This window comes from Vibrio sp. JZG10 (assembly GCF_054064075.1).
The window spans coordinates 95311-108475 of sequence record NZ_JBSUGE010000001.1; the positions used below are offsets into that span (position 1 = coordinate 95311).

7 protein-coding genes are annotated in these 13165 nt (G+C 44.1%); 5 read left to right on the forward strand and 2 right to left on the reverse strand.

The window, feature by feature from the left end; all coding sequences use genetic code 11:
• Window positions 1-312: 312 nt before the first annotated feature.
• Both ACWYVB_RS00445 and ACWYVB_RS00450 read left to right on the forward strand, forming a co-directional pair.
• Window positions 313-1629 (forward strand): TolC family outer membrane protein, encoded by a 1317-nt coding sequence (locus ACWYVB_RS00445; protein WP_048626423.1) that lies wholly within the window; start codon window positions 313-315, stop codon window positions 1627-1629.
• Window positions 1630-1631: 2 nt separating this feature from the next.
• On the forward strand, window positions 1632-2246 hold the full coding sequence (locus ACWYVB_RS00450; protein ID WP_046874950.1) for an OmpA family protein: 615 nt from the start codon (window positions 1632-1634) through the stop codon (window positions 2244-2246).
• Window positions 2247-2333: 87 nt separating this feature from the next.
• On the opposite strand, the gene ACWYVB_RS00455 is transcribed toward ACWYVB_RS00450, so the two are convergent.
• Entirely contained in the window at window positions 2334-7253 is a 4920-nt protein-coding gene (locus ACWYVB_RS00455; protein ID WP_457527522.1) for a tandem-95 repeat protein, read from the reverse strand.
• A complete protein-coding gene (locus ACWYVB_RS00460) occupies window positions 7231-10134 on the reverse strand; it encodes a tandem-95 repeat protein (RefSeq protein WP_457527524.1) in 2904 nt (967 codons plus the stop codon). Before ACWYVB_RS00460 ends, ACWYVB_RS00455 begins: the two co-directional genes overlap by 23 nt.
• A 400-nt stretch (window positions 10135-10534) precedes the next feature.
• Here ACWYVB_RS00460 and ACWYVB_RS00465 point away from each other — a divergent pair, with 400 nt between their 5' ends.
• The 3 genes from ACWYVB_RS00465 to ACWYVB_RS00475 all read left to right on the forward strand — a co-directional run bounded on the left by ACWYVB_RS00465 (window position 10535) and on the right by ACWYVB_RS00475 (window position 12983).
• Window positions 10535-11845, forward strand: coding sequence for a TolC family outer membrane protein (locus ACWYVB_RS00465; RefSeq protein ID WP_005395046.1), 1311 nt, complete (start codon window positions 10535-10537; stop codon window positions 11843-11845).
• A 2-nt stretch (window positions 11846-11847) separates the two neighbouring features.
• Window positions 11848-12462 carry an OmpA family protein gene (locus tag ACWYVB_RS00470; protein WP_457527526.1) on the forward strand — a complete coding sequence of 205 codons (615 nt, stop codon included), beginning with the start codon at window positions 11848-11850 and terminating at the stop codon, window positions 12460-12462.
• Between the two features lie 167 nt (window positions 12463-12629).
• Window positions 12630-12983: a DUF2750 domain-containing protein gene (locus tag ACWYVB_RS00475; RefSeq protein ID WP_005395049.1), complete on the forward strand. Its 354-nt coding sequence runs from the start codon at window positions 12630-12632 to the stop codon at window positions 12981-12983.
• The last annotated feature ends 182 nt before the right edge of the window (window positions 12984-13165 follow it).

The window sequence follows — 13165 nt, forward strand, 5'->3', positions numbered from 1 at the left end:
TATGCGCAGCTCGTGGGATGCTTGGTAACTCAAGGGGCGGAGTTATTCAAAAAGTACAGAGTTACGCTAGCTGCGAAACGCTATGATATTAAGAATTCACGCTTTTCTCTGGCCTAAACATGCTGTGTTGCTGAGCAACATTTGCCATATGTGCTAAGGTTTAAAAAGGCGAAATTCTGGAATTTTTAAACAAAAGCCTAGTTTTAACAGTAGGTTGATAAATCCCTTACTCAAGCACTGTTATTTATGATGTTTCGTCTCAGTTATGAGATGAAATAGCAAAAAGCAACACGAATTTTTAGGAGAAATACCGTGAAATGGAACCGACTAAATATTGCTTGCTGCTGTAGTTTAATAGTGTCTTTACCCGTTTTCGGTCAAACTTTAGAGCAAGCCGTGGCATTGACGTTAAAAAACAATCCTGACATTAAGAGCGCATTTAACGAGTTCACCAGTCGAAAATACGTAAATGAAGCCTCTTCGGGCGCCTACTTACCTTCTATTGATTTAGATGCGGGCATTGGTTACGAGGGATTAGACCCTTCTGACGAGGTGGGACGTGGGGATACAGATTACACTCGAAAGGAAGCTTCGGTAACACTAACTCAGCTCATATGGGATGGCAGTGCAACCTTAAATGATATCGATCGTACCGCAGCCGATGCAGAGTCAGTTAGATTTCAACTTTTGGCCGATGCATCAGATAAAGCACTTGAAGTCACCAAAGTGTATTTAGACGCAGTAAAAGCTTACGAAATACTCAAGCTTTCTGAAAATAACTTGGCGGTTCACAAAGATATTTACGAAGACATTAAAAAACGAGTCAACTCAGGTATCGGCTCTACCGCTGACTTAACACAGGTAGAAGCACGTTTGGCAAAAGCGCACGGTAATTTGGCAGCTGCTCAAAATAATTTGTACGACTCTCACACTATGTTCACTCGTTTAGTGGGTCAAACCCCGCAAGGGTTGATCTTTCCAAGAGCGGATCAGAATTTCATTCCATACACCATTGATGAAGCGGTAGGTTTGGCATTTGAACTACACCCTGTCATTCAAGTCGCGCTCGCAGACGTAGACTCTGCTAAGTTTCAATACAAACAATCTAAAGGTGTTAATTACCCAACCATTTCCATTGAAGCTTCACAAACATGGCGTGACGACGCTGATGGCTTAAAAGGCCGCAGTGATGAGACACTTGCCATGCTACGTCTACGCTACAACCTATTTAATGGCGGCAGTGACGCTGCAAACTCAGAAAACTTCGCCTATCAGTTAAATAAAGCGAAAGACTTACGTGAAGGTGCTTATCGCAATGTTGAAGAAGGGTTAAGGCTTTCATGGAGCGCACTGGATTTGACCCTACAGCAAAAAGAGTTCTTGTCAGATCATGTAGACTCGGCATCTGAAACCGTTATTGCGTATGAAAAACAATATCGCATTGGTAAGCGAACACTGCTTGATCTATTGAATACTGAAAACGAACTCTTTGAGGCACGTAAAGACTACTTAGATTCTAAATATGCAGAGCAGTACGCCAAATATCGAGTGATGAACGCAACAGGTCAACTGTTGAGTGCATTAAGGGTTGAAATGCCTAAAGAATGGCTAGAAGAAGTGGAGTATTAATTATGAAATACATAACTCTTATTGCACTCTCATTGATGATTTCGGCATGCAGTTCATCCGATAAAGGCGATGAATATGATTATATTGATACGCCAATTGCCGATCAGTGGGCAGATCATCTTGATGATGATTCTGATGGAGTCATTAATGAGCGCGATTTATGTCCGGGTACTCCTTTAGGTGCCGAGATAGATAACGATGGCTGCGGTTCGTATGTCGACTCCTCGCAAGAAATGCAAATTCGAGTTCTGTTCGCGAATGATTCCGATGTGATCAATCCTATCTTTACGGAGCAAATTCGAGAACTATCCGACTTCTTGAAAGAGTATCCAAATACATCGATAGAGATTCAGGGCTATGCCAGTCGTACTGGTACTGCAGAGCACAATCTCGACTTATCCAAGCGCCGCGCTGAGAACGTTAGAAAAGAACTCATGAAGAATGGCATTAGTGGGGATAGAGTCACCATTGTCGGCTACGGAGACACAGTACTTGCAACACAAGGCACCGACCAAGTGAGCCATGCGTTGAACCGTCGAGTCACCGCAACGGTGATTGGCCACAAAGGTGAAGTGAAGAAAGAGTGGACCGTTTTCACGACACTTCCTAAGAGCTAACATCGCGATGAACTGAGTTTAAAAGTAAAAGGTCTAGCAAAATGCTAGACCTTTTTTGATTTTCAATTTCACCTGTGGCTAGACATGCTACATGTCTTTGTATTGCGCTTCTAAACTTGCAATCAGACTTTGAGTCACATCATCGACACTTGCACCATCAAAATGGATGTCCAATGTCGAGCCACCTTTCGTAATACTCAAGTTCGCTTCCGAGCCGCCATCTGGTGCCACTTCTACGTGATACTCTCCGACATCACCAGTATGATCACCTGATTGAAGATCATTAAGAAGCTCTCCAATTTCATCTTTAGATAAGTCATCAAAGAGATCAGAGAAGTCTAGAGTGTCTTCATCTTTATTGAAGTCAGTGACAGTGTCGCGTTCATTGGACACATCAATCCATTTAAAGATGTCTTCACCGTCCCCCCCTGTCAAAATATCATTGCCGAAACCACCAATTAAAATATCATTGTCTGCACCACCGAACAGCTTGTCGTCACCACCTTGTCCAAACAAAATATCATCACCTGAACCACCAGAGATGGTGTCTGCTTGGTCGTAATAACGAGACTGTTCAAATTCTGCTTGGTTTTCAGTAATGTAGTGATGAACTTCTTCTTTCGTAACTAACGAAACATCCTTACCTAGTTGAGATGCTACGTAGTTTTGTAGCGCGGAAACTCCTTGCTCACCATCGACGTCGAAACGCATGGCATCACCAAAAATAATGTCATTTCCATCAAGGCTGTTAATCTCATCTTTGCCTTGCATCAATGAAACTTCCTTACCAAGGATCACTTCTGCTAGTTGGTTTACATCTATGTTAGCTCTTACTACACCATCAGAGTCGAAGTTTTCTAACGAATCTTCATCTAAGTAGCGACCAAGACCTATCGAACGAACCTCACTAAATTCAGCCAATGCTTGATATGCGTTATTCGCTTGAGATAGAACATTATTTCCATAATCATCATAGACATATGAGTTAAGCATTCTCCCCACCTGTTCACCAGTAGAGAGCGAATACACCGCCCCGCGAAAATCTATGATTGTTTTATTGTTGTATGTGACTGTATCACCAAACCTGTAATCACTTGGCAAGACATCCGCTAGCGTCACTAACTTTTGTTCTGACACGCCAAGTACGACACCCTCCCAACCACTAAACCAACTCGTATTGTTATCCGTAGCTTGGTTTGGTTGACCATCAGATATGAAATAACTTAGGTTTGTTGCGCCACTATCGGCATTAGCAAACCAGTCTAGTGCAGATTGGAACCCGGCTTCATAATTTGTATTACCATCACCGATTTGTAAAATTGCATCCAATGTAGACTCTATTTGCGATGTTGCGTTGTCAGCACTCAAATCTAATTCAAGTACCTGAGAGCTCCCAGTAGCAAATGTGGTCAATAAAACGTTCACTTTGCCCGAATGAGGGCCACTAGCACTTTCGGTAAGAGTATTCAGCACTGTTTTTAGCTCACCTAGCGCTAGACCAACGTCGTAACCCATGCTGCCTGATGTATCGAGCATAAAAGCAATGTTGTAGTCCTGCCCCTCGACAATCTGTAATCCTTGAACATCGCCAACAATCACATCATTGCTATCAGATCCAGCTATCTTGTTATCACCATGCGTACCGGAAACAAAATCATAATCTCGAACTGAAACAGAAGCCGTGTCCGTTCCCATTTGAGTATTGTTATTAACTTCAACACTTCCTGCCGTCGCTGTTACATCAAAATCTAACGAACCATTGTAATCGGCTGGTACAGTAATCGTACCGCTTAGTTGATGACTGGTTTGATTTGGTTCACTTGAAAGGTCAACCGTGTAAGAACCATCGCTGTTTTCAGTAACCGTTTTGCCATTCACCTCTAATGTTAGCCCTGAAGGAATTCCCGTTAAGGTGACGCTATCGTTAATGAATAACTCACTGCCATCCACATCGATAAGATCAAGGTTCAGCTCAAAAGAGACTTGCTGCTCTGTAAGTACAACATACTCTCCTGTGTTGTTATTTAGCTTGATAATGGCATCTTGGAAGATAAGTTGTTCAATTTCATAAAGGTGGTCACCCGACTCTTTATGAGTGCTCGAAACAACATCTTTTGTATCAATAAATCGGCTATCTTCGACAATCCAATACGGGACCTCTGAGTGGTCAGATGCAGGGTAATAGTTGAAGTTGTAATCAGACAACTTGCCAGAGTAAACAACTGTGTCCGTCTCCGCTTGATCATCTAATGAACCAATACCGCCATAGATAGAATCATTACCTCCTCCAGTCACAAAGATATCACTGCCTTGAGCATCAACGTTCGCACCTGCTTGTTGATCTCCGACAAAGCTCAGTGGCGATTCAGTGTCACCGCTTAGCATTAAGTCATTACCAACATGTCCGTTATTAAACGTTTGTGTCACCACATGTTCAAAGTCAAGCCCTGGTAAATTACTTGCCTCAAGCAGATCTTTAAGTTCTTCGTCCGTAGACCAGCTTCCGCCTAGTGTCACAGGTACAGACGTTACTGGACCGAAAGTAAGGTCAATCTTAATTGGGTCCGCGACAGGCTCTATGTCGATACTCAACGTACCTGAAGCAGAAGAATTGCCATCACTAACCGTGAAATGAATCTGCTCGTAAGTATCCAAGCCGTTCCCAACACCATCTTTATCGAAAACATCTGCACCAGATTCATGTTCAGCAGGAACGTAGCGAACAAGACCATTTTCGATATCAGAAGCGAGCACACTGCCAGAAACCGCTTCCCAACCATCAGAACCTTTTACTTGCAGTGAGCCATTTAGAACAGAAGTGTCAAACTCAACACTTATACTACTATCAACGATGCCTAAATGTTCTAGTGTTATAACAATAGCTTCGTCTTCTAATCCGGAAATTTCGTTGCTTTGAACTGCTGGCGGAACATCATTATCATCAATATAGCCAACGCCAGATACATCTCCGACTTTAATCACAAGACTCTCTGTTGATTCAACCAACTGATCATCAATACTTGGAATGGTAATCTCAAAGCCATTCACTCCGGCTGGAACAATAAGGTATCCGCCCAAATACTTCACGCCATTAGTAAAAGTTGCGTTCGACAAATCAATGTCTTGAGAGCTCGTACTAGAATCCTCTGCAGAGAAATCCACTTGATACTTAACGGTCTGATCTGTTGCGTTATTTAGAGAAACAGAAAACGTGACATCGTCACCCTCAACAACAGTAACACCTGCAATGCTCTCCACCACAGGTCCATTTTCCGCAACATTACCATCTAGTATTTCGTTAACGATATTGACCGTAGATGGATCACTAACACCACTTTCAGAATCGACTGCCACATATCCAAAGCTATCTCCGGCAGGAATACCTTCTACATAACGTAACTCCCAGTTCCCTTCATTTTTCGTAGAAAAATCTAACTGAGTAATGACCGAACCTTCAGGAAGAGCTAGATCTTGCCCAAAACCAACGCTTGTTTCTTGGAATAGCATGAAGTTGCCTTCAGGCTTCAAGAACTCGAACGTTTGAGTCTGTTCGATATTATTTGAATCTAAATACGTAACCGTAATAAGCGCAGCGTTGTCATCACCGTAATCAAACAATCCACCTAATCCATCTAAGCCAAGGTTTACGCTGCCCACAGGGTTATTAGACAAATCGATCGTAATTGTCTCGCCTTTCTCAATACCCTGCCCATCATTGTCAGCAATACCGTTTCCGATATGTGACACTTGGCGGTTGTATTGAGCAAGTTCACCACTATCAGAAGATATAGTGATGGAGGAACCATTAACTAAATGTTCAGTACGGGAGTGTGATGGACCTCCGTCCTCACTTAGCCCCCAATTATTGAAATCTGTTGTAGACTCGAAGCTATTTGGTGTATCTGGGCGATCCTTGATACCTAATAAGAAACCCACATTATCAGCTTCATAGTAAAGGCTATCTTTTTCATAAAGAGTGTCACTGACTTCTTTTATTTCATGCAGTTCACCGTTGTTATCTCTGAAGAACAATGTTCCTGAGGTCGGTAGTTCAGTAATCCGCACATGCAAATCGTTGCCATTTAAGTCATCTTCAATATCCGCTATATGATCCTGAGAGTCGCCATCACCTAAAGGTTTCGTATCAGTATCAAATACAACTTGCGTCAAAGGCTTGTCAGTAACATGCGTAAAGTCCTCACTGTCAGGCCTGTCATTCACTGGTGTGACATCGACGTTCACCGTGGTGGACTCTGACACCCCACCTGACGTAACGATGTAGGTGAAGCTATCTGCCCCGTGGTAGTTGTCGTTTGGCGTGTAAGTGACGCTGCCGTCCGGGTTGACCGAGACCGTGCCGTTAGCTGGACCGTTGTTGGTATCGAGCGACACCACTTTATCGTCGCCTTCGAACGTGTCGTTACCTAAGACCTTGATGATGGTTGCCGTGTCTTCCACAACCGTCGCTTTGTCTGCCACGATGTCCGCCACAGGCGCAACCGTGAAGTTCACCGTTTGGCTGACGCTTTCACCGCTTGGATCGGTAGCAGTAAAGGTTAACGCTTCTGAGCCGTTCCAGTCCGCAGTTGGGCTAATGGTCGCGATGCCATTTTCAATCGAAACCAACACGTTGCTGTTGCCGGACACTGAGAAGTTCAGTGCGGAGTCGCTGTCTTTAAATGCGTCGTTTAAATCAATCGTGTAGATCGTAAAATCTTCTGCTAACACTTGATCTGAAATCACATTATCGACTGTTGGTGCATCGTTAACGCGATTCACAATCAAACTATCACTGTCGCTAACCGTTGGATTAACACCATCCGATACTGATGCGCTGATCGTTAGGTCTTTAAGGTTGAGTTCGTCGTTGTTAACCGCGTCAACACCCGCTTGAGTCAGTTTGACTTCATCGCCAACTAGCGCAAAGTAGCCGTTTGAGTTGTTTTCTAAAGAAACGGTTAATTGCTCTTCTGGCGTATCGGTATCAGCGACTTCCAACGTTGCCATTGAAGTCCTCGGCCGGTGTGAAGACCAATTTACCGTCAACAATTTCAACTGTACCTTGGTCACTCGGCACAGATGCCGAGTCAATCGACAGCTTATCGCCATCAATATCGGTGTCGTTTGGCAGAACATCAATCGTGACAGCGGTATCTTCTTGTGTTGTTGCCGCATCATCTTTTGCCACTGGCGCATCGTTCACTGGCGTGACATCGACGTTCACCGTGGTGGACTCTGACACCCCACCTGACGTAACGATGTAGGTGAAGCTATCTGCCCCGTGGTAGTTGTCGTTTGGCGTGTAAGTGACGCTGCCGTCCGGGTTGACCGAGACCGTGCCGTTGGCTGGACCGTTATTGCTATCCAGCGACACCACTTTGTCGTCGCCTTCGAACGTGTCGTTACCTAAGACCTTAATGATGGTTGGCGTATCTTCCACAACCGTCGCTTTGTCTGCCACGATATCTGCCACAGGAGTAACTGTGAAGTTCACCGTTTGACTGACGCTTTCGCCGCTTGGATCGGTAGCCGTAAAGGTTAGGATTTCAGAGCCATTCCAGTCTGCCGTTGGAGTGATCGTAGCAATGCCATTGACGATCGCCACTTGAATGTTGCTGTTGCCAGAGACACTAAACGTTAACTCGCCATCCACGTTATCCACATCACTGAACGCGGTATTTAGATCGATGCTGTATGGCGTGAAATCTTCCGCCAAGGTTTGGTCTGCGATGCTGCTTTCAACCACAGGCGCGTCGTTCACCGCATTCACGGTGACGTTGACCGTCGCTTGGTCGGTCAGCGAACCATCGGTCACGGTGTAAGTGATTTCAGCGTCGCCATGGAAGTTCTCAGCCGGTGTGAACACTAGTTTGCCGTCAACAACCTCAACCTTACCTTGTGCTTCAGGTACGGACGCTGATTGGATAGACAGCGTATCGCCATCAATATCGGCGTCGTTTGGCAGGACATCAATCGTGACAGCGGTATCTTCTTGTGTTGTTGCCGTGTCATTGGTTGCCACTGGCGCGTCATTCACTGGTGTGACATCGACGTTCACCGTGGTGGACTCCGATACCCCACCTGACGTGACGATGTAAGTAAAGCTGTCTGCCCCGTGGTAGTTGTCGTTTGGCGTGTAAGTCACGCTGCCGTCCGGGTTGACCGAGACCGTGCCGTTGGCTGGACCGTTATTGCTATCCAGCGACACCATTTTATCGTCGCCGTCAAACGTGTCGTTACCTAAGACGTTAATGATGGTTGGCGTGTCTTCCACAACCGTCGCTTTATCTGCCACGATGTCCGCCACAGGCGCTACCGTGAAGTTCACCGTTTGGCTGACGCTTTCACCGCTTGGATCGGTAGCAGTAAACGTCAGCGCTTCTGAGCCGTTCCAGTCCGCAGTTGGAGTGAACGTAGCAATGCCATTGACGATTGCCACTTGAATGTTGCTATTACCAGAGACACTGAAGGTCAGATCGCCATCCACGTTATCCACATCGCTGAAGGCGGTATTTAGATTGATGCTGTATGGCGTAAAGTCTTCTGCCAAGGCTTGGTCTGCAATGCTACTTTCAACCACAGGCGTGTCGTTCACCGCATTCACGGTGACGTTGACCGTTGCTTGGTCGGCCAGCGAACCATCGGTGACGGTGTAAGTGATTTCGGCGTCGCCATTGAAGTCCTCAGCTGGTGTGAACACCAACTTGCCGTCAACAATCTCGACTGTCCCTTGCTCACTCGGCACAGACGCCGATTGGATAGACAGCTTATCGCCATCAATATCGGTGTCGTTTGGCAGAACATCAATCGTTACTGAGGTATCTTCCTCTGTAATTGTTGCGTCATTAAGGGCAATAGGCGCATCGTTAACTGAGTTTACTGTTACCGAGACTTGAGCTTCATCCTCTAGCTCACCATCTGAGATAGTGTAGCTAATAGTTGCATTACCATTGAAGTTTTCAGCCGGAGTGAAAACAAGCTTACCATCGACAATCTCAACGATACCTTGCTCTTCTGATACAGAAGCAGAAGTAATGGATAAATCGTCACCTTCAATGTCACTGTCGTTAGCGAGCACATCAATTACAACCTGGGAATCTTCGTCAGTTTGAATCGCATCGTTAGTCGCTATTGGCGCATCATTAACAGGCTTAATATCTAAATTAGCAGTGCCATTAATAACACCCCCATCGTCATCAATGATGTCATAGGAGAATGACACTTCAGTATCATCATCAGCTTCTGGTATATAAGTCCAAGATCCATCGCTGTTATCAATTAAGGTGCCATTCCCACTCTCAATAGTGACGTTTGTAATGACAAGAGTATCGGCATCATCAATATTGACATTCGATAGTAATTCTTCAGTAGTTATCGTGATTGGATCGCTATCTTCCTCAACAGCGCTTAATGTCACTGGAGAATTAGTAAGTGGCTTACTTGAGCCATCCCCACTTGTCTCGATACCTGTTGTGAAGAAGTCATTTAAGGTCAACGCTTGTGTTTCAGATAAGCCGAGGGATTCTAGACCAATAGTTTCAAAGTTTGTTGAGGCTAGCACTTCAGTACCATCTCGTACAATCGTGGCACTATTTTGCAAACTGGAGCCACTATTTTCACCGGCTGCAGGTGCGAGTTCTTCATCAATAGCAGAAGGGTCTTGACCTTGCTCAATAGCACTAATAATCTGTGCCACATCGTCTGAAATATCTTTTAAACCTTGCTCTTGAGCAAGCTGAATTTTCAGGTCTTGAGGCGCAGCATCTGTCATTGCCACTATCACTTCACCTGGTAGAGGCTGCTGTCCTTCTGTTAGGACTCTCAGCTCCCCATCTAAACCTATTACGACGACTTGATTACCGAGTGACACTAACGCTGTACGATCCATATAAATCTTAACCCTAAATAACTGTCAAGTTTTTGACTAACAATACTAATTTGCTATATATTGCCTGATTATATAGTGCAATAACAGCAATTTGATGCTCAATTAAGTAATTATGTGTCATACATCAATAGGAATCTATGCGCATATTTGTCTTGTTTTAATAAAAGCCACTCAACTCTTGTTAAACATCAATTTCACTTTAAAATTGGGATCCTTATTCAAAATTTATACCCACCAAATGAATTGATTTATCAAGAATGAAACAAATGAACAATGAATCAACAGGTTACTTCATCGTGTATTAATGTTATTGTGCGCTAAATTATTGACGCCCTTATAGGTATCCCACTTATAAGCCCTCTCACCTCGAGAAATTTTATTATTATCTAGGAGAATCACAGTGAAGTGGACTCGTGCCAACGCCTTTTGCATTGGTGTGTTCGCAGCTAGTCATGCTTTTGGGCAAACACTAGAGCAAGCGGTTGAAAACACATTAAAAACCAATCCTGACATCAAAAGTGCGTTCAATGAATTCGTTAGCAAGCAGTATGTGAATGAAGCATCTGGCGGTGCTTACCTCCCATCCGTAGATTTAGACGCCGGTATCGGTTATGAAGGCATTAACCCAGCAGAAGCAGGGCGAGATTCAACGGATCTGACAAGAAAAGAAGCCACCGTGACACTAACCCAGTTGATATGGGACGGTTCTGCGACACTTAACGATATGGATCGAACAGCAGCTGACGCAGAATCAGTTCGTTATCAACTGCTCGCTGATGCTCAAGACACGGCACTCGAAGTGGCAAAGGTTTACTTAGATTCAGTAAAAGCTTATGAAATTCTTACACTTTCAGAAAACAACTTGAAGGTTCATAAGAAGATCTACGAAGACATTAAAAAGCGAGTTAACTCAGGACTTGGGTCTACTGCTGACCTAACTCAAGTAGAAGCTCGTTTAGCAAAAGCTCACGGTAACTTGGTGGCGGCTCAGAACAACTTATATGACAGCCACACCACGTTTACACGCCTTGTCGGACAGTCCCCACAAGGATTGATTTTTCCGCGAGCGGACCAGAACTTTATTCCCTACACCATAGATGAAGCAATTGACTTGGCATTTGAATCGCATCCAGTAATCAAAATTTCGATGGCAGATGTAGACTCAGCTAAGTTCCAATATAAGCAATCTAAGGGAACTTACTATCCAACGATATCTGTAGAAGCGGCTCAAACGTGGCGTGATGATGCAAGCGGTATCGAAGGAAGCAGTGATGAAACGACAGCGATGCTGCGTATGCGTTACAACCTCTTTAATGGTGGTAGTGATGTCGCCAATGCTGAAAACTTTGCCTATCAACTAAACAAAGCCAAAGATTTACGAGAACGCGCATACCGCAGCGTTGAAGAAGGGCTTCGTCTATCATGGAGCGCGTTAGATTTAACGCTTCAGCAAAAAGAGTTTCTGGCGGATCACGTAGATTCGGCATCTGAAACTGTTATCGCCTACGAGAAACAGTATCGCATCGGTAAACGAACCCTTTTGGATTTGTTAAATACTGAAAACGAGTTATTTGAAGCGAGAAAAAACTACTTGGATGCTCGATATTCAGAGCAATACGCGAAATACCGTGTAATGAATGCGACCGGCCAATTGTTAAATGCCTTGCGAGTCGATGTGCCTACGGAATGGAATGAAAAGGTGGAGTACTGATCATGAAACCAATGAAAATTCTATTTGTATTAAGTCTTCTCGCCGTTACTCAACAGGTTGTTGCTGAAGACGAGTATGACTATCGACCTGTACCAAGTGCAGAACAAATTGCTGACCTTCAAGATGAAGATAACGATGGCGTCATCAACGCTCGAGATATGTGCCCTGGCACACCTGGAGGCTCAGAAGTCGACAATGACGGTTGCGGCGAATACATTAAAGCATCAGATAACATGCAAGTGAGAATACTTTTTGCCAATGATTCTGATGAAATCAATCCCGTGTTCAGAAGACAAGTACGTGAACTGTCCGATTTTTTAAAAGAATACCCTACTACGTCGATCGAACTGCACGGCTACGCGAGTAAAGTTGGTGGCTCTCAGCACAACCAAGATCTATCAGAGAGACGAGCGCGCAATGTCCGTGAGGCGCTATTGAGCTACAACATCGAACCGAGCAGAGTTCGTATTATTGGCTTTGGAGATACTCACCTAGCGCAACAAGGTACCGATGAAGTCAGCCACGCTTTAAACCGCCGAGTAACTGCTTCTGTCGTTGGTTATAAAGGCGAGATTAAAAAAGAGTGGACAATATTCACTACTCTCCCTGAAAGGTAAAAATATCTGTATTAATGTTTGTTCAAACAAGCATTAATAAACCTAGAACGACATAAGAAAAGGAGCTTCGGCTCCTTTATTTTTACTCATTTCAATAACCGTATTATGCTTTAGGAATCGGCACTTTAGTGTTACCCTAGCGGCGTCATAACAACGAGAGTTTTGAAATGAGCAAACTTACATCAGATATCCAAGCAAACCTTGACCTTTTTGTTGCAGAAACAAAAGAAAACCAACTGGTTTGGGGTTTACGCAATGAAGAAGGTTGGCTATCTTGCGATTCAACTGAATTCGAAAACAGTGAAGTCATGCCTTTCTGGTCTTCGAAAGAAGATGCAGAAGCGCACAATGTTGAAGAATGGGCTGACTTCACTGTATTAGAAATCCCACTAGATATCTTTGTTGAAGATTGGCTTTTAACTCTTGCAGAAGATGGTGTTCTTGTTGGTACTAACTGGAACGATCAGCTAGAAGGCAAAGAAATGGAGCCTCAAGATCTAGCAAAGCTTTACATTGCATAACGACTCCTAGACCTCAACTTTATGTTGGGGTCTTTCTTTTGATGCTCTTTTTTTGATATATCGACCAAGTGCATAGTTTTCCTATTCTTTTTCTTCGTACACCCAACTCAATCACAACGCTGATCAATTAATAGCGCTATGATTCTCCAATTCCAAAGCAACAAAAGAACATAAGGCACGTT